The following is a 23,319-nucleotide window of genomic DNA, read 5'->3' on the forward strand; positions in this document are numbered from 1 at the left end:
GCGAGCCAAGCGGGCGCTTGTTTGCTATCTTGGCGCCCATGAACTGCCTTCAGAGCAACAGAGTGTCATGAGCATTATTTTGGGCATAGACCCAGGTTCCCGGATCACAGGCTACGGCGTTATCCGCATAGTCGCAGGCAAGGCGGAATACCTGGGCTCCGGCTGCATTCGCACCGACTTGGGCGAGCTGCCGTCGCGCCTCAAGCAGGTGTATGACGGGGTGAGCGAGATCATCACCCAGTTCAAGCCCGACGAGTTCGCCATCGAGCGGGTCTTCATGGCCCGCAACGCCGATTCGGCCTTGAAGCTGGGTCAGGCCAGGGGGAGTGCCATAGTCGCGGCGGTCAATGCCCTGCTGCCGGTCAGCGAATACTCGGCGACCCAGATCAAGCAGGCGGTGGTGGGTACGGGTGGGGCGGCCAAGGAGCAGGTGCAGCACATGGTGACCCATCTGCTCAAGCTGTCGGCCACGCCCCAGGCGGATGCGGCGGATGCGCTGGGGGTGGCTATCTGCCACTTCCATACCCGCCAGAGCCTGATCAAGATGGCGGGGCGGGCCACCAGCTCGGTGCGCGGCCGCTATCGCTAACCCCTGCCGACGCTGACTGTGTCTGAGGACCAGTGTGAGAAGAGGGTGCCCGTGCGCCCTCCTCGTTTATCCGCGCCATTTATCCACTCGCATACTGACTTGTTGTCAAAAGAGTCAGCAGGGTCACAAGTTGTCGCATGGCATGGATGAGCTCCGTCTGGTGCAGTTTGCATCTTGACGGCAATCCCCCCCAATTAATCAATAACTTGTGACTTTCATCACATTTCAGGAATAAGGCAGACCCACTTCGCCTTGTTATTTCACACTCCCATAATGTGTCGCCCGTTTAATAACGGCGACCTCATGAGCCCTGGCTCATGTTCCATCCATCATTGGGAGATATAAATGTGAAACCTTTTGCAGCTGAGTTTATGGGCACCTTCTGGCTGGTGTTGGGGGGCTGTGGCAGTGCCGTCTTGGCCGCCGCCTTCCCGAACGTGGGGATTGGCCTGCTGGGCGTGGCGCTGGCATTTGGTCTGACTGTGCTGACCATGGCCTATGCCATCGGCCATGTTTCAGGTTGTCACCTGAACCCGGCCGTGACACTGGGGCTGTGGGCCGGTGGCCGCTTCCCGGCATCCGGCGTCTTGTCTTACATAGTCGCTCAGGTATTGGGCGGGATTGCTGCCGCGGCAGTGCTCTATGTGATTGCCAGCGGTCAGGCCGGCTTTGATGTAAGTGCCGGCTTTGCCTCCAACGGCTATGGCGAGCACTCGCCGGGCGGTTACAGCCTGCTGGCGGCGCTGGTGTGTGAAGTGGTCATGACCGGCTTCTTCCTGTTCGTCATCATGGGTGCCACCGACAGCCGTGCCCCGGCCGGGTTTGCCCCCATCGCCATCGGTCTGTGCCTGACGCTTGTCCACCTCATCAGCATTCCGGTGACCAATACCTCGGTCAACCCGGCGCGCAGCACAGGGGTCGCCCTGTTTGTGGGGGATTGGGCCGTCAGCCAGCTGTGGCTGTTCTGGGTTGCTCCGATCGTCGGTGCCATTCTGGGTGCGTTGGCCTATCGCGTGATTGCAACGAAAGCGTGATCCGTGACGAAAAAGTGTGGTATCGACACGCCCCCGGGCGTGTTTTTTCGTTTCAGGGTGGAGGCATTCAAAGACCCCGAGCGCTCAGCATCTCCTTGTAGCGCAGGTGCAGCAGTTGCACCCGTTCCACATAAGCGCGGGTCTCGGCGTAAGGGGGGATCCCCCCATGCTTTTGTACCGCACCGGCCCCGGCGTTGTAGGCGGCGGTCGCCAGCGCTATGTTGCCGCCATATTGCTTGAGCAGACCTGCCAGGTATTTCACCCCGCCAAAGATATTCTGCTCCGCCATCAGGGCATCACCGACCCCCAGCTCACGGGCCGTGGCGGGCATCAGCTGGGTCAATCCCATGGCCCCCTTGCGGGAGATGGCTTGCGGGTTGAAGGCCGACTCTGCGTGGATCAGCGCCCGTATGAGCGCGGGCTCGACCTGATAGGCCTTGGCCGCCGCCTGTATGGTGCTGGCATAGTCATAGAGAAAGAGACCCGTTGTGTGCCAGTTGACCTTTGAGGCCGGGTTGCAGGCGTAGCAGTCGTTGAACAGCAGCAACTCATAGTGACCCTGATCCGGCATCATGTCGGAATAGCGCACCACGCCATTTTTTTGCACCGATTTGTAGACCTGGATCTGGCGAGTGCCGGATGGTTGCGTGATTTTTGCAGGCGCTGGGGCAGGTGCAGAAACAGGGGAGGGTGACACGCCGGGGGCAGGCGCCGCCTTGGGAATGTGAAGGGGAGCCTGGGTCTCGGCGGTCAGGATCACCACCTCCGCCGGCGGTGGCGTCCGGCTCCAGCCGGGCGGGGAAAACAGCGGGATCAGCCCCATCAACATCCATGCTTTCAACGGCTTGCTCCTTCAGCCTGATTGGCTTTGTTGAGTAAAGCATCCTGATGGTGGCAGAACAAGCCACCGATGAGCGCCGGGTTGAAATAGGCGGAGTAAACAAGCGGGGCCGCGCAGTGGCGGCCCCTGGCAGAGTGATACTCCTTATTCTTGCAGCCAGAGCCGGGCGCTGCGGGCGGGAATGGCGACCCGCACCCACTGACTCTGCACATTGATGACGGCGTTTTGATCGAGCACATCCCGGTAATTGCGATACCAGTTCATCTCGAATTTGGCGGTATCGAGCCAGTACTCCTGCTCGTACTCGCACTTGTTGACACCAACCAGCCCCTGCTTGCCCCGTTTGAACAGCACGAAGCAGTCGCCGCTGCCGACCAGTTGCATGGGCTGGCCCTGCAGCGCGTTATGGAAGCGGATCATGCCTTTGAGATCCGCGCGCTGGTAATAATCCTGCCAGCGCAGCCCATCCTTGGCCTGGGTCTCGCCGTGATCGGAATAGACCAGCGGCGAGCCACCATCGCGACCGAGCAGGTAGGCATAGGCCAGCTTCTCGTCGGTCTGGTTCAGGATCTGGTAGCGAAAGCCATCGTTGGTGGGAATGTCGTGGGTGATAGCGAAGGTGACGGCGCGGCTGCCCGGCAGGGCCTGACCGTAGGCACCGGGGTCGGCCAGCAGGTTCATGCTGCCGCCATAACCCAGTGCCCCGCGCAGGGATGCAAACAGCGGAAAGTCATAGGCCCCCTGACCGCTGTTGTCGAGATAGGGTTTGAGGAAGCGCTCGTAATCCGTGCTGCCGGCGCCCCCCGTGGTGATCACCTCGCCAAAGACGTGCATGCCCTGTTTTATCTCGGGGGTGAACACGGCGTTGAGCTGGTAATCGCTCATGTGCTTGACCGCATCGACCCGAAAGCCCTTGATCCCCATCCCCTTGAGCGCCTTGAGATAGGCCTGCTGCTGGCTCACTACCCAGTTGTTGGGATCAAGATCCGGCAGCCCCTTGTCACCGGCGCCGCCACACAGGCGCCAGTACTGGACGTGACCCGGATCGCTCCAGTCGGTGATGCAGCCTTCGGGGTGAAAATCCGATCCGGCCAGCAAGTTCTGGCCCAGATCGCCGAACAGCTTCTGGCGCTCGAAGTAGGCGGGGTTGGCCGCATACTGGCCGAGCAGCTCGCTGCCGGGGTAGTTGAGGTCCTGGCGCTTCCAGCTCTCGTTGGCCATGTGGTTGAGCACAATATCGGCATAGACGGCTATGCCTCGTGCCTGCATGGCGGCGATCAGCTGCTCGAGATCCTGCTTGTTGCCAAGGGGGGTGTCGATGAGGCGCAGATCCTGCGGTTGATAGCGTGCCCACCACTCGTTGCCCGATGATTTGAGGGGCGGTGAGATGAGCACCTGCTTGTAGCCGGCGGCCTTGATGAGATCGGCCTTGGCGGTGACTTCGCTGTATTGCCAGTTGAAGGCGTGCAGTATGACGTCGGCGTGTGCCAGAGGGGCGATCAGCATGCCTGCGATCACCCAGATTCCCGCTGTTTTTTTCATTATTGTCTGTCCTTGTTTGGGTGCCCATGTGGGCACCCAGAGCCTCACACCGGCCCTTCGGGCCGGCAATCTCCTTTTGACTGTTTTGTGAGCGTTTTCAAAGCAGACTGTGCGGATCTGTGACGGCTTGCATAAAACCGCCTGGCCCCGTCATTACTGAGTTTTCCATTATTTCAGCGGCTGACTGGCAACTCAGTCGAGGCCGTTGTTGTAGAGCGGCTGCCAGGCACAGAAACGCTGGCCGTTGCGGCTGTTCTGCAGCCAGAAACGGTTGCAGTTGTCGTCGTAGTTGTTGGCGCCGACGTTGACGGCATAGCTGCTCAGGCGCTGTCCCTGCAGGGACTGGAACACACCGTTGTAGAGCAGGGAGAAGTGCAGGTGCGGGCCCGTGGAGGAGCCGCCTTCGCACAGGGCCTCGTTGCGGTTGCTGGCATAAGTGCCTATGGGGGTATCCGCCGCCACATAGTCGCCGCTGCGCACCGAGATGCCGCTCATGTGGTAGTAGTTGGTGGCCCAGCCGTTGGGGGCCGTGATCCGCACCTGGCAGCGGGAGAAGACAGTGACTGTGCCGCTGTTGGCGGCGGTGACCGTGTAGGTGGCACCGCCCCAGCCCGGCCAGTCGTAGGAGACGTCGATGGAGGAGTAGGGGTAGCCCGAACCGGTATGGGAGTGGGCGCCGTTCACCTTCCAGCTGTAGCCCTGGCGCCAGGGCAGCTGGAACTGGCCACCGGCCAGCCGGGCCGAGGGAACCGCAGCAGGGGCTTTGGGCGACGTCATGGCCTCCTTGCCAAACAGGCTCTGCCACTGCTCGCTCAACTGTTGCTGGTCGTGGGGAGTGAGCAGACTGCCCAGGGCGGCCTGGTGTGCCGCCAGCGGGGGGAGGGCAGGGACGCTGCGCTGGCTCAGCCGCAGCTGGGCTTTGGCCTGGTAGAACCGCTCGGAGAGCTGGCGTGCCATCTGTTCGAGCTGGTTATCGAATCCCCGGGCCTTGACCAGCTTGGCGAAGGGAGCCGCCATGGCTGGATCCGAGGGGGCCGAGATGAGCTGGCTGCTTGCCTCCATCAGGGCCAGCAGCAGCTGGGGGTTGAGGCTGGTAATGCCGCTCCAGTGCAGGATCACCTCTTCCTTCGGCAGCAGGTGAGGCGCCTGTTGCAGCAGAAAGTCGTGCAGATCGAACGCCATGGCTGCCTCGCCAAACACGAAGTGGGCCTCGTCCAGTGGCACAGTGGCGCCGCCGGTGGCGTTGAGCTGCTGCTGAGTGAAGTGGTAGGGAGCAATCGGGATGTGGATGTCGCCGGCCCAGCTGGCGGTGGGCAGCAGTGCCAGCATCAGCAGGGAAGGGATAGGTTTGAACATGGTATCTCCTTGGCAAAGTGGTGAGGTGACAGCGTGGGGGTTGTCCCACTCAGGCAACGACAGCGCGATGCTATGCCAAGGCTTCACCATAGGGTGAAACACCAAGATTGCTATTCGATTGAGGCTTTTTATGGCTGGGTGTAACTCATCAGGCTTGTTAACAAATGTTTACGAAGTGATTTTAATATTTTAAATCATAGGTTTACGTGCGATTAAATAGTCCCTTGCCGTAAAATTAATCGCCGCGAGCAAGCCGTGCCCACATTGGGATACCGTGGTAGCATTGCCTGTGATTTATGCGGTCAGCAGTGTGTTAAAAAGTGTACAAACAGGCGCGGTTACTGGCTTTTTTGTTACTAAAAGGCGTGATATCTTGCTGACTTGTCTGGTCGGATCTCTTTCCGGGCAGCCACTGACATTTGAAGACTGGCCGAGCGGCCAAGGATGGAACGGGTGTGATAAGCAAGCGGGCGATGGAACTCACGTTCGAAGAGTACTGTGATGCGGATCTTTCCCTGATCAGGGACTACTACGAAACGACTTTCTCCCATTACGTGCCGGATCTGGCTGAGCGTATCTTCGTGGTGCGCGATGCGCACTGGCTGGTGGGCGCCGTACGCCTGCGCGACGAACAGGATTACTACCACCTGTGCGGTTTTCGGTTGCTGCCCCACTATCAGTCACTGGGGCTGGGCTCCCGTTTGCTGCAACATGCCTGCAGTGATCTGGTGGACAAGCCCGTGGTGTGTCAGGCATTGCCATTCGAGAAGCCGTTTTACCTCAAGGCCGGTTTTGCTGACCTTCCCCTGCATGAGCTCGATGGCCCCCTCTTTTCTCTCTATGACCAGCAGCGCGAACAGGGTTACCAGATCGAGCTGCTGGTGCGTCAGGCCAACACTCCCGTCTACAACTGACGACTCACTGCGGCTTGGTCAGCAGGTGGATCTTGCCCGGTGACAACTCAAGCCCCAGCAGATTCTCTTTCAGCCAGGCCTGGTTCGGGTCCTTGTCGTTCAGCCGATAGACGGGCTGGGTCTCCAGCCGTTTCTCCATGCTTTGCAACAGCATGCCCAGCATGAAGCCGAACTTCTGCTGCGCCGCTTCCGGTTCCAGCTTGTACTCAATCAACTTGATGTTGTCGAGGAAGAGGGCGCTCTGAGCCTTGTCATAGCGTGGTCTGGCCTCGTAGGTCATGTTCAGACGCGCATCGTATTCGGTCTGGTCCGGCAGGGCGATCCTCAGTTTTCCCTTGCCATAGACACGGGCGGTATCCGGGCTCTGACGCCCGATCTGGACGTCGCTCTGCTCAAGCTGTACGTGGGCCTTGATGATGCCGGGTAATTCCAGCTGTTTGTTCACTTGTACCTGGGATTGCAGGTACTGATTTATCTGTTGCTCATTGATGTCATATGAGCCTTGACCTAGCATGGCCAGACTGAGCAGCATAGATTGCAGGATCATGCTAACGACCTGATAGAATGGATGTGTTTCACAGCATACCATCCTGGCCCCGTGGGGTCTGCCCACTGCATTTACCCTGATGTAAAAGGAGTCCTCTTGATCAACGGTTTGGAGTACGACATCCAGCTGCTGTTTTCCCGGTTTCTTGGTTGGCTGCTGCTGCTATTTCACACCGTGATCGTGACAGGGATCTCCTTGCGGGTGGTGATGAAGCGGCGCCCCATCGGCGTCTCGCTGGCCTGGCTGGCGCTCATCTATGCCATCCCGTTTGCCGGGGTCGGCTTCTATGTGCTGTTTGGCGAGATCCGGCTCGGTCGCCGCCGCGCAGAACGGGCCAAGGCCATGTACCGCCCCTACGCTATCTGGATCCGGCAGCTGGCCAGGCTCTTTCCCCAGCACTGCTGCGAGGTGGGCAGCAAGGCCCAGCCATTGCACGATCTGATCCAGGGGCGGCTGGCCATGCCCATGCTCTCCGGCAACCGCATGACCTTGCTGAGCCAACCCGAATCGATACTGCGCGAGATAGCGCGCGACATCCGCCAATCCTCCCAGTCCTGCTATCTGGAGTTCTACATCTGGCACCCCGGCGGCGATACCGACGATGTGTGCGACGCCTTGATGGAAGTGGCGGCGCGCGGCGTGGATTGTCGTCTGCTGCTCGATTCCATGGGCAGCAAGACGTTTTTCCGCTCGCACTGGCCCAAAAAGCTGCGCAAGGCCGGGGTCAAACTGGTGGAGGTGCTGCCGGTCGGTGCCTGGCGCATCCCGTTCCAGCGCCAGGATCTGCGCATGCACCGCAAGCTGGTGGTGATCGATGACAGGGTGGGTTACACCGGCTCCATGAACATGGTGGATCCCCGCTTCTTCAAGCAGAACGCCGGGGTAGGCCAGTGGGTCGATATCATGATCCGGGTGCAGGGGCCCGTGGTGCCGCTGATGTGGTCCATCTTCGTCTGGGATTGGGAGATGGAGACCGGCGAGCGGTTGCTCGACAGCCTGCAGCATGATCCGGAAGCCTGGCCCCAGAGCAACTACCGGGCCCAGCTGATCCCGTCCGGCCCCTTCGTTGGTGGTGACTGCATCCAGCAGAGTCTGTTGCTGGCCATCTACCAGGCCCGTCACCACCTGGTGCTGACCACTCCCTATTTCGTGCCGGACGATCCCCTGGCGGCGGCGCTCTCCTCGGCGGCGGCGCGAGGGGTGCAGGTGCAACTGGTGTTGCCCGCGCGCAATGACTCCATCATGGCCAACCATGCCTGCAATGCCTTCATGGAGGAGCTGCTGGAGGCCGGGGTTGAAGTCTATCGCTACGATGCCGGACTGCTCCACACCAAGAGCGTGCTGGTGGATGACGACTTCGCACTGGTGGGCACGGTAAACCTGGACAGACGCAGCCTCTGGCTCAACTTCGAGGTGACCCTGCTCATCGACAACCCGCTGTTTGTCGCCGAGATGACCCATCTGGTACAGGGTTATATGACGGAGGCGACACCCATGTCCTTGGCCAAGTGGCGCGATCGCCCCAGGTACAAGAAGGTAATGGAGAACATCTTCTATCTGTTCAGTCCCTTGCTGTGACATTACATAATTGCGATCGATGCTGAATTGGACTTGCCTAGCCCCGATATCGCCCCGTAGAGTGCGGCAATGAGCCTTTGGAGAATCATATAAAAATGCAGAAGCGAGTAACGCTGGCCGTGTGTGCGGCCTTGGTAGTGGGTGGGCTGGGTGCCTGCTGGTACACGGGCAATACGTTTGACCGCATCATGGACGAGCAGATCGCCAAGGTGAAGCAGGAGAGCGGCGTCGAGCTGAGCTGGGTGCCTGGCGCCAGCAACCTGTTCACCCGTGACGGCATCTTGAAGGTGGTGGTCACACCGCAAACTCTGGCCAGCCTGGATGGTCAGCTGGAAGGGAGCGAGCCGGTCGAGGCGCAGTTCATCGTCAACAGTCGCATTCTGCCGCTCTATATCAAGAGCAACATGCTGCTCGACACCAAGCAGGGCACGCTGGCCACTGTGTTCAGCGCCCTCAAGCTGGAGCAGTGGCAGTTTGGCATAGAGTCGGTCAGCAGCCTCTGGACCATGAGCAACAGCAGCCGCTTCTGGGCCAACGAGTTCAAGGTCAAGCAGGGGCTCGACGAGTTCAGTTTCCTGCCGATGACGGGCGACTACCGCGGCGATATGGATGGCAACGGTCACGTTACCTTCCACTGGCAGGGCATGACACTGCATGAAGAGCAAAGCAAGATGGACATGGTGCTGGCCGAGCTCAAGGGCAGCGCCGACATGGCCGAGATCAGCGGGATCTGGCTCTCTCCCCGTAGCGACATGACCCTCTCTGCGCTGTCGGTGCAACTGCCAGACAGCGTCAAGGTGTCACTGCAGGGGCTGACCACGGAAACCCAACTGGAAGGCGATGATGCCCAGACCCTCTCCAGCAGCTATCAGATGAAGGTGGATACTCTCAATCTGGAGAACGAGACCGATAATCTGGCGCTGACCCAGAGCAAGCTGGCCCTGAATCTGAAAGGGCTGGATCTGGAAGGTTATCAGGCACTGCAAGCCTCCAGCGGGCAAGGGGTGGAAGATGAAGCCATCCAGCAAGCCCTGGACAAGCTGCTCAAGCGCGGCGCGACCCTGGAGCTGGTGGACTTGAGCGCCCAGCTCAACGGCGAGCCTGTCTCCATGAAGGGGGACGTCAAGCTGGCATCGACTTCTCTGGAACAGCTGTTCAATAGCGAACAGGGAATGCATGCCCTCTCCGGCCTGATGCATGCCAATCTCAGTGACAAACTGGGCAAGGCGGTGCCGCAGCTGGCCCCCATGCTGGAACAGTTCGCCGCCATGGGGTATCTCAAAGCGGACAAGGCCCGGCTGACCGCCGAGCTGAAGCTCGACAAGGGTGCCATGACCATCAATGGCCTGCCGCTGTAAGTCGGTGGCAGAAACAACAAAGGCTCCCTCGGGAGCCTTTGTTGTTTCTGGCGTGGTGCGGCAGGTGGGTTACTTGAACACCACCGTCTTGTTGCCGTAGACGAACACCCGTTCGTTGAGCACCAGCTCCAGCGCGCGGCTCAGTACGGATTTCTCCACGTCACGACCGGCTTTGGCCATGTCATCGGCACTGAAGGCGTGACCGACATGGATCACGTCCTGCTCGACGATGGGACCCTCATCCAGATCGTCGGTGACGAAGTGGGCGGTGGCGCCAATCAGCTTGACTCCGCGATCGAAGGCCTGACGGTAGGGACGGGCACCGATGAAGGCGGGCAGGAAGGAGTGGTGGATATTGAGGATCTTGCGCGGATAGGCTTCGACGAAGCTCGGGGTCAGCACTCGCATGTACTTGGCCAGGATCACATAGTCGGGCTGGTAGCCGTCTATGATGGCACGTACCTGCTCCTCGTGTTCGGTGCGGCTCAGATCCTCATGGCTGACGGTGTGGAACGGAATGTCGAACTTGCCCGTCAATTCGGCGAGCGTATCGTAGTTGCCGATCACCGCCACTATGTCCATGTCCAGCGCACCAGCATAGTTCTTCATCAATATGTCGCCGAGGCAGTGGGTCTCCTTGGTCACCAGGATGACGATGCGCTTCTTGCCCGCCTTGACCAGGCGGCGCTGGGCGCCGGCGGGCAGGGCATCATCCAGATCCGCCAGCAGGGTCTCGTCGTTGAAACGCCCCTCCAGCTCGGTGCGCATGAAGAAACGGCCGTTTTCATGATCCACGAACTCGTCGTTCTTGTTGATGTTGAGCTGGTGCTTGTAGCAGATGTTGGTGATCTTGGCGATGAGGCCCTTGGCGTCCGGACAGTCCGTCAGCAGTATTTTCTTTTCCATCTCTGTCATGATTCCGTTTGTGGTATTGGCGCCTGAGTCTGCGCAGGCAGCGCGTTTTTTCAGGCACTATGCCATAAACAAAATCAGAAAAGACAGCGCGCCGTGCGTCCTTGGGTCAAGTCGTTGTCTGCGGGTGCTGGTCGGTTCCGTATTCATCTTTGATGGGTTTTGGGCTGGTATCCTGCGTTTTTTTTCTTTAGGCTGTCTGCGCTTATTCTCAGGGCGGGGTGCAATTCCCCACCGGCGGTATCCCGATCTGACTCGGGGAGCCCGCGAGCGCCCGACTTTGGTGTCACACCTGAGTCGGGGTCAGCAGATCCGGTGAGATGCCGGAGCCGACGGTCATAGTCCGGATGAAAGAGGATAAGACAGATATTGCAGGCATGCCCCCGTCGGGCCGGCCGCTGCATACCTATCTCTGTCTGCCTTTCCATGCCCTGATTCTGGTCCTTGTCTTATTTAGGAGTCTTACCATGAATCAGTCTCTACTCAGTGAATTTGGTGATCCCCTTGCGCGCGTCGAAGCGGCGCTCGCGGCCTTGCGCGCCGGTCGCGGCGTTTTGGTAGCCGACGATGAAGATCGGGAGAACGAAGGGGATCTCATTTTCGCCGCACAAACCATGACCAATGAACAGATGGCCATGATGATCCGCGAGTGTTCCGGCATCGTTTGCCTCTGTCTGACCGATGAGCGCGTTCGCCAGCTGGCGTTGCCCATGATGGTGGAGGCAAACTCCAGCCACTATCAGACCGCTTTCACCGTCACCATAGAGGCGGCGCAAGGGGTTACCACGGGCGTTTCAGCGGCCGATCGCATCACGACCATTCGCGCGGCCATCGCCGATGGTGCCAAACCGTCCGACCTGCATCGCCCAGGCCATGTCTTCCCGTTGCGGGCACGTACCGGTGGTGTGCTGACGCGCCGCGGCCATACCGAAGCAACCGTCGATCTGATGCAGCTTGCCGGCCTCAAACCGTTCGGGGTTTTGTGTGAGCTGACCAAAGAAGATGGCTCCATGGCTCGCCTGCCAGACCTGGTTGCCTTCGGCCGCCGGCATCAGATGCCGGTACTGACCATCGAAGACCTGGTGCAGTATCGTCAATTGCTGTCAGAACGTTCTGCCTGAGCCTCATACGAAATTGTAATAAGTACAAAATTTGGTTACGCTCTGTGCGAACCTCATCCAGAGGCACTCGTTTTTGCTTAAAGTTTGCACATAAAGTGTGCGGCTAAAAAAAAATGAGGGTTTTAATGCATTTATCTGTGATGAGGCCTATCCAAAGTATGATTCTTTTGTGCCATAATCACGCCGCTTGCTAAACGTCTGGCGAGTTAAAGGGAGCTTTTAAAAATGAAAAAATTGTTGTTGGTAGGTGTTGTTGGTCTGTCCGCTCTGCTGGGCGGTTGTGCAAACACCAGCGAACTGGAAACCTCCGTTCAGAATCTGTCTAACAAAGTTGACCAACTGGCTCAAGATGTTAGCGCAGTTCGTGCTGATCAATCCAAGATTGCTGCTGATGTTGCAGAAGCCAAGCAAGAAGCTATGCGTGCTAACCAGCGCATCGACAACATGGCTACTTCCTACAAGAAGTAATCCATGCGAAAAAATGGCGCATTCATGCGCCATTTTTTTTTGCCTGAAATTCGTCAATTCCCCGCTTTTCTTCCATATGTTCTTGTCTTGCCAGAGCAATGCCGATCTCTCGGCATCACTCTCACTTTTTATCCCTTCATTATTCAGTAGAGCAGGCTGTATAGCTTGCGACGGTAACTCTGCGCGGCCGGATGGGCGCCCATGGTGGTCAGAATGTCCAGATAGGTCTTCTTGGCATCGCCAAAGGCCAGATCGCGTTTGAGAATGGTGAACAGTAGCGCCAGTGCTTCCTCCTGACGGCCCGCCTGGCTGTATTGCACCGCCAGCTCCTGGGTCAGGGCGAAATTGTCCGGCTCCTGCTCGTAACGGGCCTCCAGCGCACGCAGCTCAGGGCTGTCTGCGGCCTGCAGCGCCAGCGCCAGACGAGAGCTGAGGGTATGGTAGTGGTCATCCTGTGCAGCCATGGGGATCTTGCCGAGCAGCTCCTGGGCTTCATCCAGCAGGTTGATATCCAGCGCCGCCTGAATGAGCCACAGACTGATGTCGTGGCGATCCGGCGCCAGCTGGTGGGCCTTGGTGAGATGGGCATAGGCCACATCCGCCTGACCATCTACCAGTGCCTGCTGCCCCTTCTCGAACAGCAGCTCCTCTTCCTTGGGCGCGAAGGCGGCAAAGTAGTGGCGCAAGGTGGCTTCATCCTGCGGCCCTTCCAGAATGGCTTGTTCATCCGGGCGCCCCTGATGGAACAGTACCAGAGCGGGCAGGGCACGCAGGCCGAGCTGGCTGGCCAATGGTTGCAGCTGCGGATCGTTCATGTCGACCTTGGCCAGGGTTACCTGGGGGTTGTCCGGGCCAACCAGTGACTCCACCAGCGGGGTCATGCCCTGACATTCCGGCATCTGGGGGGCGTGGAAATAGATGACGACCGGCTTTTTCATGGAAGCATCGATCAGTGCGGCTTGAAAATTCTGGGGATTGATGTCGACGATCATGAGGCTGACTCTTGGAAAATGGTGTGAGTTAACATGGGGTTGATAGCGGTGGATTTCAAGTTTTCATCCAGCAGGTAACCGTTGACGGCCAGGGTAGGGGCGGCGAGGCTGAGCCAGCCGCTGCCAATAGGCCAATCCTGCACTTGGTATTCGTGCTCATCGAGCCGGTTATCAAGGCGCCACCCCTCTTGCGGCAGAAAGCAAACCTTGTCGAGCCCGGCGGCAATGCCGCCGCCATGGGCCTTCAGTACCGCCTCCTTGCGTGACCAGAGCCGGTAGAAGGCGCCGTCCTGCTCTTCTGCCGGTAGGGCGGCGAGCCACTCATACTCGCTGGTGGCATAGAAGCGTCTGGCCAGTGGCAACGTCTGCCGGCGGCGCCTGCCCATCTCTATATCTACCCCGAGCGGTCCCGTGGCACACAGTGCGATCACCAGCCAGTCGCCGCTGTGGCTCTGGTTGAACTGCCAGCGCGAGCCACTCAGCGCCGGCTTGCCGTGGAGATGGGTACAAAAAAGCAGTTCGCTGGCCTGGCATTGAAGGCGATCGGCCAGCAAGCACCTTAGCAGTGACCGACTGACCAGAAATTCCTGGCGCCGATCCGGATGCTGGATCTCCTGCCACTGTTGCAGTTCTGTTGCTGAAAGCGTTTCTGGCAGCAGGGCCAACTGAGCGGCGCTGACCCGGGCGGGTTTTAACAAATAGAGATCCACAGAGATCATGATTTTTCACTTTAAAAGAGGACTGAAACAGCGATAAAAGTCAGTTTGATCGAGTCTGCACGGGCGCTTTCGAGATTGTATATTGTTTGGCCATGATCACATTAATCATGAAAAATAATGCATTTCCTTGCGAAAATGTGATGTCGATAGGGATTTTCGCTTGCCTCGATAGAATTCTTGGATATAGTCGGGTGCTGTTGCCTTATAAATTGCCCTTCCGGGCCGTATTTTAACAAGTTTTACTCATTGCGGGGATAAAGGATTGCGCCACCTGATACTACTACTGGTCGCGCTCGGAATGGTGGGTTGTGCATCTGCACCCCAGCCCGAGGTCGCGAGCAAGATTGAAGTTTCCATGATGGAACCCGTGATTGAACCGGAAGCTTCGCAAACCCCAGATGTGAATGAAATCCTGACAGTGTTCCAAGAGTGGCGTGGTACCCCTTATCGTTTTGGCGGTACCAGCGAACGCGGCATAGATTGTTCCGCTTTTGCCCGTGAAGTGTTCCGCAATGCCGTCGGCATCGAATTACCCCGTGATACCCGCTCCCAAGTCCATGAAGGCACTCGCGTTTCCAAACAAGACCTGGTCGAAGGTGATCTGGTTTTCTTCAAGATCAATCGTCGTCTTAATCATGTGGGCATCTATGTGGGCAATGGTGAATTCATCCATGCCTCTACCCGTGCTGGTGTGACGCGCTCCAAGCTGGACAATTCCTACTGGCGCAGCAGATTCTGGCAAGCACGCCGGATCGATATCTGAGTCAGGCTGGACAAACGGCTCGCAGTACGGACTGTTTTTCCAACCTCACTTGAACCGGGCTCCTGAAGCCCGGTTTTTTGTGGCTGCGATTTAGACTTTCTGGGGCCAAATCACTATAGTGTGGGCCCGTTTTCCCTCGGCAGGCCCAGCATGAAGACCCACTCCGATCGCAAATCCGGATTGCACCCACGCAATCGCCATCAGGCTCCCTATGATTTCGATGCGCTCTGCAAGCGTACCCCCGAGTTGCGGCCCTTGGTATTCGTCAACGAGCACGGTACCCAGACTCTGGATTTTGCCGATCCTGCCGCCGTCAAGGCGCTGAACAAGGCCTTGCTGGCACTGCACTACGGCATTGCGCACTGGGATCTGCCGGCGGGTTATCTCTGCCCGCCCATTCCGGGACGGGTGGATTATCTGCATCGGGTGGCGGATCTGCTCGCCGAGAGTGCGGGCAGCGTCCCGACCGGCAAGGGCGTGCGGGTACTGGATATAGGGGTGGGGGCGAACTGCATCTACCCGCTGCTGGGAGCTCGCGAGTATGGCTGGCGTTTTGTTGGGTCCGATATCGACCCCGTGTCCGTCAAGGCGGCGGCTCTGCTGGCCAAAAGCAACGGTCTGGGCGGGCAGATAGAGTGCCGCCATCAGGGCAATGCCAAACACGTCTTTCGCGGCATCATAAGCCCGCAGGAGCGCTTCGCCCTGACCCTTTGCAACCCGCCGTTCCATGGATCGCTCGATGAGGCCAGCAAGGGCAGTGAGCGCAAGCTGCGCAATCTTGGTAAAGCCGTGCAGGGGCAGCCAGTGCTCAACTTCGGCGGCCAGAAGGCCGAGCTCTGGTGTGAAGGGGGAGAAGCCGGGTTTCTTGCCACCATGATTGCCCAGAGCAAGGAGTTTGCTGCCCAGTGTCTCTGGTTCAGCTCGCTGGTGTCGAAGAAGGAGAACCTGCCGGCGGCGAAAAAGACGCTGGCCCAGGTCGGGGCCCGCCAGGTGCGGGTGATCGACATGGCGCAAGGCAACAAGGTGAGCCGGATCCTCGCTTGGTCTTTCCTGGATGAGGCCGCCTGTGGGCAATGGTGGCAACCTGCGCCTCGTGGCGATGTTTGACGGGGGGAGGGGCTGCCTCCTGTCGGTATCCCCCTCTTTATATCTGTACTCACGGTGGCAAGCACCTGCCATGATAATCGTTTTCCTCCTTGTTCCATCAGGCTTGCCGTACTTGTGTTAGTGACTACTTCTTTGCTTGGTACAGCTGTACGCTGAGATTTTTTTGCACTTGCAGTTGAAACTTTCATAAAATAGGACTGGTTAGACCTCTTTACAGGCTTTGAATTGAATAGGGATCGGTAGATGAAGGTTGTCGATTTTCTGAAGCGCAAGCGCGAAATCCTGGCGCAGCACCCCTTTGAGCTCAAGGATTGGCTCTCTCCGGCGATCCGTGACTACTGGCGTGAGTTTCAGCAAAAGGCACACCTCCACCCTCTGTTGGGTCGTGTGCTGGACCTGCAAGCTGACAGCCAGTCAGTACGGCAAGTGCAGACCGCCAATGGTCAGCCAGTGCAGACTGACGAGACTGCGGTTGAACTGAGTGGTGAGGCGGCGGCCCTGTTTGCTGCGCTGCAGCCGAGCATTGGTGAAGAGACCCATGTGGGAGAGTGGTTGCTGGTCAGTCAGCAGATGATCAATGAGTTTGCCGCCGTGACCGGCGACAACCAGTGGATCCACACAAACCCTGAGCGTGCTGCTGCCGAGTCACCGTTCAAGACCACCATAGCCCACGGGTTTCTGACCCTGGCGCTGTTGCCACGTCTGACGGGCAGTATCAATGAAGCTACCCCCGAGTTTCCTGCTGCCCGCATGGTGGTGAACTTTGGTCTGGATCAGGTGCGTTTTCCTTATCCAATCAAGGTGGACAGCAACATCCGTGCACGTACCAAGTTGCTGAGGGTGACACCGATAAAGGGCGGTCTTGAGCTGCTCAAGGAGATCAAGGTCGAGATTGAGGGCATTCGTCGTCCCGGCTGTGTCATTGAATCCGTCACCCGGATCTACTTCTGATGTCGTGACGGTTGTCACCGCCGTAGCGTAAATAGTATTGAAATAAAACAGGCTCACCTCGGTGAGCCTGTTTTATTTCTGGCGTTGTGCCGCCTGTCTGGGGCTCATCCACTCGCCGAATGGTTTGCCCCGATGGCTAGAAGCTGGCTCCCAGGCTGATGAGATGGCGCCACTCCTTGCCTGATAACGGTGTCTGAACACCTTGATAATCCAATCTGGACTCTTCCCAATCGAGCTCGCTCGACCAGGAGAGGCGCAGGTGATCGTTGAAGTAGTAGCGCATCCCCAGGCTGCCCTGCACGGCCTGTTCCCGGGTGATGTAGGGTGAGGGTTGGTCCAGATAGCGCTTGTAGGTGCCCTTGCTGAACAGCTCCAGTTGCTCCGACCAGAGCGCAACGGGTTGGCGGTAGTCCCAGCCAAGGCCCACTAGGGGATAGTTTATGATCCTGTCGTTGAAGATATCGGGAATGATGAAGTCGTCCCAATAACCCGGCCTGAAGTAGGAACGCTCCAATCCGGCCTGGCTTATCAGTTCCAGCCGTCGCCGCTTGTCGTTCCAGAACCTGTACCCCGGGCCTGAGGCATAACCCAGATTCATGTAGTCTGGGTCAAGCATCTGGTATTGATAGTCGATGGTGGAGCGCACAAACCAGTTCTCATCGAAGAAGAAGTCCAGCATGGGTTTGAGCCGGTACTCATGGCTGTTGGTGATGTTGTTGGCGGTTTCGTAGATGTACTCCCCATCCAGGCTGTATCGCCAGTCGAGATTGGCAACCTCGGTTGTGGCCTTCAGGTTGACGTTGTTGGTTTTCTTCTCGCTGTGCTTCAGCTTCACGTTCAGATCGCTGCTGCCTGTCCAGAGCCAGGCGTGTTCGTCATCCGGAGTGAGCGCAAGGAAGGTGATGCCAGTTTTTACAGTCGGTTTTGGTTTGTCCTGCTTGTCGAGGCGCCAGCGTTTCACCGCCTCGCGCTTGACCGTGACCGGTGAGCTATAGGGCAGCGCTATGCGCACCTGTGCATTCGTGATCTCCTCTATGGTGCCGGTCAGCCGATCGCCGTTGTGCATCCAGAGGATATCGGCCAGCGCCATCGGGCTGAGCAACAGAGAGAGCAAGAGCCAGAAGCGGTATCTCATGGAAAGTCCTTCATGAACACAGGGTTGCCGTTAGCCGCTGACGGGGCGTGGAATGCCGTTCTTATTGTTCAGCACGGCAGCCACCTTGTCACCGTCGATCTCGGACGCTGCGATAAAGGCCTCTACCTCGGGTGAGAGGATCAGGGGGGCGCCGTGCGCCAGCTCCAGTTCGGTGCGCGAGAGCGGTGAATGCACCTCCAGCCAATGGCTGCCATCGGGTTCGATGGCGGTCTTGACCGGTTGATTGATCACGCGCACTGTCGTGCCGACAGGCACCAGTTTGAACAGGGCCTCGATGTCAGCAGGACGCAGGCGAATGCAGCCAGCACTGACCCGCAGCCCAACGCCAAACTCCTGATTGGTACCATGAATAAGATAATCCCGATTGCCGTAACCGAGGCGCATAGCAAATTTTCCGAGGGGGTTGTCCGGACCCGGCGGCACGACGGCAGGCAGGGAGATCCCCTTTTGCTCCAGCCAGGATTTGCGCACCATGGGGCCGGGGACCCAGGTCGGGTTGGGGTTCTTGGCGATCACTGTCGTGGTCATTTCTGGCGTCTCTCTCCCGATATCGCCAATCCCGATGGGCAGCACTACCACCTCATTTTTCCCCTTGGGAAAATAGTAGAGGCGCAGTTCTGGCAGGTTGATGATTATGCCCTCCCGGGGCACATCCGGCAGCAGCATCTGGGTCGGCAGGGTCAGGCGTGTGCCAGGTGTGGGTAAATAGGGGTCAACCCCGGGATTTGCCTCGAGCAGTGCCAAAAAACCAATCTGGGTGTGCTTGCCTATAAGCTCAAGGTGTTCATCTGGCTGGACTATGTAGTCCTCAAGTTCACCGATCAGGCGGCTGCCAGCCGGTGGCAAGGGATAGGTTGTAGCCCAGCTTGGCGCTGTCCAGAGGCTGGCTGCCACCAGCAGCAGTGAGACGATTCGAGCATTGAACATGGTACTTCCTATCAGATCGCGTGAAGGCGGGTCACTACCCACCCAGAAAAAAGAAGTGAAATTGTTAACCAATCCACTCGTGATTACCAGCCTGTCCCGCAAGGGGTACAGAGGAGTCTGCTCTGGATAAGTGACTATTTTGAGGAATTTTCGTACTTTGTTATGACAGTGCCGGATAATGTGGCGAATGGGGTCATGTGCAGAGCAGGACTGTGAACAAGCCGGTATCTGTCATAGCCTGTGTCTGGCGACGTGGGCGCCAGTAAGGTACCAGGAGCGTGGGATCTCCTTTCAGGACTGTGCCTGCGTGTCGTGGCCCGGGCCATAACAGCAGCCATGGTAACAAACGCAGTAGCATAGTCTTTTTTATCGACAGTCATTTGATCTTTAAAGAGATTCAAGTTGATTTATCAGGCCTGGTCCGGTAAAAGTTAAGCCCCGTGGAGAGATGCCGGAGTGGCCGAACGGGATTGACTCGAAATCAATTGTGGCAGCAATGCCACCCAGGGTTCGAATCCCTGTCTCTCCGCCATCTTAAAGACCCAACCAATTGAAAAGGTTGGGTTTTTTATTTTAGTGGTTTTTTCGGTATGCCAGTGAGTGTGCCATTAGGTGTTGGCTGCCCTACTCCTTGATAGCACTCCTTTGGACAGGTCGTTGCCACTACTCCCTTCAAGTTACCCAAAACAAGAGAGGGCCTGTGGCCCTCTCTTGTTATCTATTTTATTGGTCAGTGCAAACAACACTGTTTGTACTTCTTGCCGCTGCCACAGGGGCACGGCTCGTTGCGACCGACCTTGATAGGCGCCACCACGGGTTGAGAACGTACCGGTCGCTCGCTACGTTGCGCCAGAAAGTGGGCATGCAGGATACGAGCAGCAAAGCGAGCCTTGGTGGCTTGCTCTTGCAGATGCTTATTGCTGAGCGCTTCCAGCGATGTAGGCATGGTCTCCAGCGGTTCACTTATCATCGCCAGTGCAGCAGCTTCTGCAGCGGGTAGCGTGGGCCATGGAGCCAGCTCAATACCTCCCAGGTAACCACCACACCAGTCGTGGATCAGAGGAACCCACTCACCATGTCGCTCAAATTCAGGCGCGACCGGGAAATAGTCTTCTGCCGCATAGGTCAGAGTGGTCGCAATGTCGTTGCTGTGGCGCATCACCAGGTCGATAAAACGTTCCAGTTCGGCTTCGCTTTGCCACTCGGGTTAATCCTGCTCACCACCCCAGATCGCGTGGAGCCAGGTGCTCGGCATAATGAGATGGGGGCCAGAGACCACCGCCGTCAAAAAGCCATCGAGCATCGACATCGAGGCAATGCTGTTATCACTGCCGTAGCGCTCAAGCAGTGCCTCCAGCTCATCAAACTCTTCATCACTCAAGATTTCAAAAGGTTGCATTACATCCCCACCATTCTCTGTGCGCTTTGCATCCAGGATGCCTTGAATGCCGGATCATTAGCGAACAGCTTATATAGCTCCAGCTCGTCTTTTCTTCGTGCCAGCATGACTTCTCTCATGATCTTCTCGAAGGCCAGCTCGCGGTTAATTGGATCAGTATTGTTTTGATATTTTGATTCAAAGTCCGGGTGCTTCTTCACGCTATCGAGGATATTCACGAACTTCACTCGCTGCTCTTCCGGTGTCGAGCTCCAGCCCTGGAACCACTTCTCGTTAAAGCTCTTGATGATCTCATCCAGCGGGTCGGTCTCTTTCTCTGTGCCGTGGGCGCCGCGTGGATTGGGGTTTTGTGGCTCCAGCTCAGATTCTTCGTCATCCAGGGTGATCGCATGGTTGAGCTTCACGCGCTGCAGGCCGTAGGAGGAGAGATCCACTGACTCGAGCAACTCATCAAGCAGGTCGGCATCCGGGTCCTGTACTTTGAGTTTGGGGATCAGGAATTTGAGGAACCAGAACAGCTTCTCCCAGGTCAGCATGTCGTAAGGCATGATGGCGGCCATCTGGCCGTAGATCTTCACGAACTGCTTGGCCTTGATCTTGATATCGGCCTTCTCTTCGTTACTCAGTTCCAGCTCATGGTTGAAGCGGTCAGCGGCCACATCGATGATGGCGCTGAGCAGTTGAGCATCTTCGTTATTGAAGTAACGTGCAACAAACTCCTCGACCTCGAACCATTCATAAACACCGGTATCGTCCAGCGCATCTTTGAGCTCATGCAGCACATTGATGTCGGTGGCACCAGAGAGTGAAGTCGCGGTGTAGAAGGGATCGAACGATGCCTTGATCTCTTCAACCGGATTGACGAAATCGAGAATAAAGAGGTCTTCGGTCTTCTTGCCCCATTTGGGCGCAGCCCGGTTAAGGCGGGATAGCGCTTGCACGCACAGAACACCGTTCAGCTTTTTGTCGACATACATGGCACACAGCTTGGGCTGATCGAAACCGGTCAGGTATTTGTTGGCCACGATCAGCAGGCGATATTCATCGGTATCAAACTTGTCGCGGGTATCGCCCTCGGCAAAGCCGTTGAGATCAGCCTCGGTGTACTCAACACCATCCACCTCCTTGCTGCCGGAGAAAGCAATCAGCACCTTGAACGGGTTCCCCATCGCCTCCAGCTGGCGGGTGATGGCCTTGTAATAGCGGATAGCAGAGACGATGTTCTGCGTCACCACCATCCCCTTGCCTTTGCCCCTGAGCTTCTTGGCATTCACCACATGGGGGATGAAGTGTTCGAGCATGATCTCGGCCTTGACGTCGATCGTCTCCTGGCTGCCTTCCACATAAGCTCGCAGCTTCTTCTGCGCCTTCTTGCTGTCAAATAACGGGTTCTCTTCGATGGACTTGCTGATCTCGTAGTAGCTGCGATAGGTGGTGTAGTTGGCCACCACATCGAGGATAAAGCCCTCCTCAATGGCTTGCTTCATCGAATAGAGGTGAAATGGCTGGAAGGTGCCATCCGGCTGCAACTGGCCGAACTTCTCCAACGTGGTGTTCTTCGGCGTGGCGGTAAAAGCGAAATAGGAGGCGTTGCCACGCATCTTGCGTGAGCGCATGGCCTGCAGGATCAGATCCTGAGTGTCCTCCATCTCCTCGTCCTGTAGCTTGCCCATCGCCGCGTTCATCTTGCCGTGGGCATCACCGGATTGTGAGCTGTGCGCCTCATCGATGATCACCGCAAAACGCTTGTCGCTCAAATCGCTGATGCCATCGACGATAAACGGGAACTTCTGGATGGTGGTGATGATGATCTTCTTGCCGTTCTCAAGGGCCGACTTGAGCTCGGATGACTTGTTGGCTGGTGCAATGATGTTCTTGACCTCGGAGAACTCCTTGATGTTCTCACGCAGCTGTTTGTCCAGCAATCGCCGGTCGGTAACCACAATGATCGAATCAAACAGCGGTTGATAGACGGCCTTGGCACCATGCACGTCAGTGCTCTGCGGGTAAACCTCGATCAGCTGATACGCAGCCCAGGTGATGGAGTTGGATTTGCCAGAGCCCGCCGAGTGCTGAATGAGGTAGGTCTGGCCGACACCATGGTGAGCGGCATGGTCCACCAGCTTGCGTACCACATCCAGCTGATGGTAGCGGGGGAAGAACAGGGTGCGTTTGCTCAGCAACTCTTTGGCAGACCCATCCAGACGCACAAAGTGCTGGATGATATTGGCCAGGCTTTCCTTGCTAAAGACCTCTTGCCACAAGTAGGCGCTCTTATGGCCGTAGGGGTTTGGCGGATTCCCCTTGCCATGGCGATGCCCCTTGTTAAAGGGCAGAAAGAAGGTCGCCTTGCCAGCCAGCTTGGTGGTCATATAGACCTCGTCGGTATCTACCGCCATATGCACCAGACAACGACCAAAGTGCAGCAGGGGTTGGCTGATATCGCGATCTTCACGGTACTGCTTCTGGCCGTGATAGCAGGCATTCTGGCCGGTCCAGTGGTTTTTCAGCTCAAGGGTTATCAGCGGGATGCCGTTGATAAACAGCACCATGTCGATCTCTTGCTTGGGGTTTTGCGCCGAGTAGGCCACCTGCCGGGTACAGCTAAAGAGGTTGGCGGCAAAATCCTGGCTCACCGTCGCGCTGCTGCTGGCCAGTGGCGCCGGATACATCAAGGTCAGGTGAGCATCATCAACGCTCAGGCCCTTTTTCAGCAGGTGCAGCACCCCCTGCTTTTTAATGATGCGATCGAAGCGCTCGAGCACCTTGCGTTGCCAGTCGTGAGGGTGATGTTGCTGGAGTTTGGCCAGCTCCATGGCCTGGGTGGTTTCGAGAAACTGCCAGAACAGCCGCTTATCGATGGCGTACTGTTTGTCAAAATCGCAGGCCTGCCCCAACACAAAACCATGGTGTGGCTTGGCGTAGACAGCGGCCCCCTCGCCAATGCCATTGCCTAGCGTTTCCAGACACTGGCCGGTCAGGGCCTGCTCGATGGCCGCTTCAAGGGCCTGTTCTTTGGTGTTGCTGACCATCAATACTCCCTGC

General features: G+C 57.6%; 21 protein-coding genes, 1 tRNA gene, 1 pseudogene and 1 riboswitch. Of the genes and pseudogenes, 11 read left to right on the forward strand and 12 right to left on the reverse strand.

Annotated elements, in window-relative coordinates; all coding sequences use genetic code 11:
* Positions 1-67: 67 nt before the first annotated feature.
* Both ruvC and aqpZ read left to right on the forward strand, forming a co-directional pair.
* A complete protein-coding gene (gene ruvC, locus GWQ27_RS02780) occupies positions 68-589 on the forward strand; it encodes a crossover junction endodeoxyribonuclease RuvC (protein WP_017412842.1) in 522 nt (173 codons plus the stop codon).
* Between the two features lie 347 nt (positions 590-936).
* Positions 937-1,623 (forward strand): aquaporin Z, encoded by a 687-nt coding sequence (gene aqpZ, locus GWQ27_RS02785; protein WP_099994737.1) that lies wholly within the window; start codon positions 937-939, stop codon positions 1,621-1,623.
* A gap of 67 nt (positions 1,624-1,690) precedes the next feature.
* Here the strand turns inward: aqpZ and GWQ27_RS02790 are convergent, their stop codons facing one another.
* From GWQ27_RS02790 to GWQ27_RS02800, 3 genes are all read right to left on the reverse strand, one after another.
* Positions 1,691-2,452 (reverse strand): lytic transglycosylase domain-containing protein, encoded by a 762-nt coding sequence (locus GWQ27_RS02790; RefSeq protein ID WP_169047564.1) that lies wholly within the window; start codon positions 2,450-2,452, stop codon positions 1,691-1,693.
* 156 nt (positions 2,453-2,608) lie between these two features.
* Entirely contained in the window at positions 2,609-4,006 is a 1,398-nt protein-coding gene (locus GWQ27_RS02795) for an alpha-amylase family protein (protein ID WP_275906606.1), read from the reverse strand.
* 192 nt (positions 4,007-4,198) lie between these two features.
* A complete protein-coding gene (locus GWQ27_RS02800; RefSeq protein ID WP_275906607.1) occupies positions 4,199-5,362 on the reverse strand; it encodes a M23 family metallopeptidase in 1,164 nt (387 codons plus the stop codon).
* Between the two features lie 473 nt (positions 5,363-5,835).
* Here GWQ27_RS02800 and GWQ27_RS02805 point away from each other — a divergent pair, with 473 nt between their 5' ends.
* Entirely contained in the window at positions 5,836-6,276 is a 441-nt protein-coding gene (locus GWQ27_RS02805; RefSeq protein ID WP_005316773.1) for a GNAT family N-acetyltransferase, read from the forward strand.
* Positions 6,277-6,280: 4 nt separating this feature from the next.
* Here the strand turns inward: GWQ27_RS02805 and GWQ27_RS02810 are convergent, their stop codons facing one another.
* On the reverse strand, positions 6,281-6,823 hold the full coding sequence (locus GWQ27_RS02810; RefSeq protein WP_005316771.1) for a DUF1439 domain-containing protein: 543 nt from the start codon (positions 6,821-6,823) through the stop codon (positions 6,281-6,283).
* Positions 6,824-6,919: 96 nt separating this feature from the next.
* Here GWQ27_RS02810 and cls point away from each other — a divergent pair, with 96 nt between their 5' ends.
* Entirely contained in the window at positions 6,920-8,401 is a 1,482-nt protein-coding gene (gene cls, locus GWQ27_RS02815) for a cardiolipin synthase (protein ID WP_275906608.1), read from the forward strand.
* A 95-nt stretch (positions 8,402-8,496) separates the two neighbouring features.
* Positions 8,497-9,759, forward strand: coding sequence for a DUF945 family protein (locus GWQ27_RS02820; protein WP_058393397.1), 1,263 nt, complete (start codon positions 8,497-8,499; stop codon positions 9,757-9,759).
* Between the two features lie 69 nt (positions 9,760-9,828).
* Here GWQ27_RS02820 and purU read toward each other — a convergent pair whose 3' ends face one another.
* Positions 9,829-10,665, reverse strand: coding sequence for a formyltetrahydrofolate deformylase (gene purU, locus GWQ27_RS02825; protein WP_059113012.1), 837 nt, complete (start codon positions 10,663-10,665; stop codon positions 9,829-9,831).
* A 209-nt stretch (positions 10,666-10,874) separates the two neighbouring features.
* Positions 10,875-11,034: riboswitch (FMN riboswitch) on the forward strand.
* Positions 11,035-11,138: 104 nt separating this feature from the next.
* On the opposite strand from purU, the gene ribB reads away from it, so the two are divergent.
* Positions 11,139-11,792: a 3,4-dihydroxy-2-butanone-4-phosphate synthase gene (gene ribB, locus GWQ27_RS02830; RefSeq protein ID WP_021138400.1), complete on the forward strand. Its 654-nt coding sequence runs from the start codon at positions 11,139-11,141 to the stop codon at positions 11,790-11,792.
* A gap of 225 nt (positions 11,793-12,017) precedes the next feature.
* Positions 12,018-12,260, forward strand: a complete 243-nt coding sequence (locus GWQ27_RS02835; protein ID WP_005334342.1) for an Lpp/OprI family alanine-zipper lipoprotein — start codon at positions 12,018-12,020, stop codon at positions 12,258-12,260.
* Positions 12,261-12,403: 143 nt separating this feature from the next.
* On the opposite strand, the gene GWQ27_RS02840 is transcribed toward GWQ27_RS02835, so the two are convergent.
* Positions 12,404-13,252 (reverse strand): tetratricopeptide repeat protein, encoded by an 849-nt coding sequence (locus GWQ27_RS02840; RefSeq protein ID WP_275906609.1) that lies wholly within the window; start codon positions 13,250-13,252, stop codon positions 12,404-12,406.
* Positions 13,249-13,971 carry a 4'-phosphopantetheinyl transferase superfamily protein gene (locus GWQ27_RS02845; protein WP_275906610.1) on the reverse strand — a complete coding sequence of 241 codons (723 nt, stop codon included), beginning with the start codon at positions 13,969-13,971 and terminating at the stop codon, positions 13,249-13,251. Before GWQ27_RS02845 ends, GWQ27_RS02840 begins: the two co-directional genes overlap by 4 nt.
* Before the next feature lie 298 nt (positions 13,972-14,269).
* Between GWQ27_RS02845 and GWQ27_RS02850 the strand changes: the two genes are divergently transcribed.
* From GWQ27_RS02850 to GWQ27_RS02860, 3 genes are all read left to right on the forward strand, one after another.
* Positions 14,270-14,734 (forward strand): NlpC/P60 family protein, encoded by a 465-nt coding sequence (locus GWQ27_RS02850; RefSeq protein ID WP_059113016.1) that lies wholly within the window; start codon positions 14,270-14,272, stop codon positions 14,732-14,734.
* Positions 14,735-14,884: 150 nt separating this feature from the next.
* Complete coding sequence (gene rlmF / locus GWQ27_RS02855; protein ID WP_275906611.1) at positions 14,885-15,841, forward strand: 23S rRNA (adenine(1618)-N(6))-methyltransferase RlmF; 957 nt, start codon at positions 14,885-14,887, stop codon at positions 15,839-15,841.
* Positions 15,842-16,084: 243 nt separating this feature from the next.
* A complete protein-coding gene (locus GWQ27_RS02860; protein ID WP_021138405.1) occupies positions 16,085-16,792 on the forward strand; it encodes a MaoC family dehydratase in 708 nt (235 codons plus the stop codon).
* 136 nt (positions 16,793-16,928) lie between these two features.
* Here GWQ27_RS02860 and GWQ27_RS02865 read toward each other — a convergent pair whose 3' ends face one another.
* Positions 16,929-17,927 (reverse strand): DUF481 domain-containing protein, encoded by a 999-nt coding sequence (locus GWQ27_RS02865; RefSeq protein ID WP_275906612.1) that lies wholly within the window; start codon positions 17,925-17,927, stop codon positions 16,929-16,931.
* Positions 17,928-17,957: 30 nt separating this feature from the next.
* Positions 17,958-18,875: a L,D-transpeptidase family protein gene (locus GWQ27_RS02870; protein WP_275906613.1), complete on the reverse strand. Its 918-nt coding sequence runs from the start codon at positions 18,873-18,875 to the stop codon at positions 17,958-17,960.
* Positions 18,876-19,317: 442 nt separating this feature from the next.
* On the opposite strand from GWQ27_RS02870, the gene GWQ27_RS02875 reads away from it, so the two are divergent.
* A tRNA-Ser gene (locus tag GWQ27_RS02875) sits at positions 19,318-19,407 on the forward strand.
* Positions 19,408-19,605: 198 nt separating this feature from the next.
* Here the strand turns inward: GWQ27_RS02875 and GWQ27_RS22245 are convergent.
* The 3 genes and pseudogenes from GWQ27_RS22245 to GWQ27_RS02890 all read right to left on the reverse strand — a co-directional run bounded on the left by GWQ27_RS22245 (position 19,606) and on the right by GWQ27_RS02890 (position 23,306).
* Positions 19,606-19,689, reverse strand: a complete 84-nt coding sequence (locus GWQ27_RS22245; RefSeq protein ID WP_345893530.1) for an SEC-C metal-binding domain-containing protein — start codon at positions 19,687-19,689, stop codon at positions 19,606-19,608.
* A gap of 51 nt (positions 19,690-19,740) precedes the next feature.
* Positions 19,741-20,274: pseudogene (locus GWQ27_RS02885) on the reverse strand (UPF0149 family protein); the annotation flags it as partial.
* Positions 20,274-23,306 (reverse strand): type I restriction endonuclease subunit R, encoded by a 3,033-nt coding sequence (locus GWQ27_RS02890; RefSeq protein WP_275906614.1) that lies wholly within the window; start codon positions 23,304-23,306, stop codon positions 20,274-20,276. The pseudogene GWQ27_RS02885 and the gene GWQ27_RS02890, both read right to left, overlap by 1 nt.
* Between the last annotated feature and the right edge of the window lie 13 nt (positions 23,307-23,319).

The sequence above is a fragment of the Aeromonas sp. 5HA1 genome (genome assembly GCF_029237245.1).
Taxonomy (GTDB): Bacteria; Pseudomonadota; Gammaproteobacteria; order Enterobacterales; family Aeromonadaceae; genus Aeromonas; species Aeromonas salmonicida.

What these genes read in the sequence shown, in the direction of transcription:
- ruvC (WP_017412842.1), top strand. Translation starts at nt 68, where the DNA reads ATGAGCATTATTTTGGGCATAGACCCAGGTTCCCGGATCACAGGCTAC.
- GWQ27_RS02790 (WP_169047564.1), bottom strand. Translation starts at nt 2,452, where the DNA reads ATGTTGATGGGGCTGATCCCGCTGTTTTCCCCGCCCGGCTGGAGCCGG.
- GWQ27_RS02795 (WP_275906606.1), bottom strand. Translation starts at nt 4,006, where the DNA reads ATGAAAAAAACAGCGGGAATCTGGGTGATCGCAGGCATGCTGATCGCC.
- GWQ27_RS02800 (WP_275906607.1), bottom strand. Translation starts at nt 5,362, where the DNA reads ATGTTCAAACCTATCCCTTCCCTGCTGATGCTGGCACTGCTGCCCACC.
- GWQ27_RS02805 (WP_005316773.1), top strand. Translation starts at nt 5,836, where the DNA reads ATGGAACTCACGTTCGAAGAGTACTGTGATGCGGATCTTTCCCTGATC.
- GWQ27_RS02810 (WP_005316771.1), bottom strand. Translation starts at nt 6,823, where the DNA reads ATGATCCTGCAATCTATGCTGCTCAGTCTGGCCATGCTAGGTCAAGGC.
- GWQ27_RS02820 (WP_058393397.1), top strand. Translation starts at nt 8,497, where the DNA reads ATGCAGAAGCGAGTAACGCTGGCCGTGTGTGCGGCCTTGGTAGTGGGT.
- purU (WP_059113012.1), bottom strand. Translation starts at nt 10,665, where the DNA reads ATGGAAAAGAAAATACTGCTGACGGACTGTCCGGACGCCAAGGGCCTC.
- ribB (WP_021138400.1), top strand. Translation starts at nt 11,139, where the DNA reads ATGAATCAGTCTCTACTCAGTGAATTTGGTGATCCCCTTGCGCGCGTC.
- GWQ27_RS02835 (WP_005334342.1), top strand. Translation starts at nt 12,018, where the DNA reads ATGAAAAAATTGTTGTTGGTAGGTGTTGTTGGTCTGTCCGCTCTGCTG.
- GWQ27_RS02840 (WP_275906609.1), bottom strand. Translation starts at nt 13,252, where the DNA reads ATGATCGTCGACATCAATCCCCAGAATTTTCAAGCCGCACTGATCGAT.
- GWQ27_RS02845 (WP_275906610.1), bottom strand. Translation starts at nt 13,971, where the DNA reads ATGATCTCTGTGGATCTCTATTTGTTAAAACCCGCCCGGGTCAGCGCC.
- GWQ27_RS02850 (WP_059113016.1), top strand. Translation starts at nt 14,270, where the DNA reads ATGGTGGGTTGTGCATCTGCACCCCAGCCCGAGGTCGCGAGCAAGATT.
- rlmF (WP_275906611.1), top strand. Translation starts at nt 14,885, where the DNA reads ATGAAGACCCACTCCGATCGCAAATCCGGATTGCACCCACGCAATCGC.
- GWQ27_RS02860 (WP_021138405.1), top strand. Translation starts at nt 16,085, where the DNA reads ATGAAGGTTGTCGATTTTCTGAAGCGCAAGCGCGAAATCCTGGCGCAG.
- GWQ27_RS02865 (WP_275906612.1), bottom strand. Translation starts at nt 17,927, where the DNA reads ATGAGATACCGCTTCTGGCTCTTGCTCTCTCTGTTGCTCAGCCCGATG.
- GWQ27_RS02870 (WP_275906613.1), bottom strand. Translation starts at nt 18,875, where the DNA reads ATGTTCAATGCTCGAATCGTCTCACTGCTGCTGGTGGCAGCCAGCCTC.
- GWQ27_RS02890 (WP_275906614.1), bottom strand. Translation starts at nt 23,306, where the DNA reads ATGGTCAGCAACACCAAAGAACAGGCCCTTGAAGCGGCCATCGAGCAG.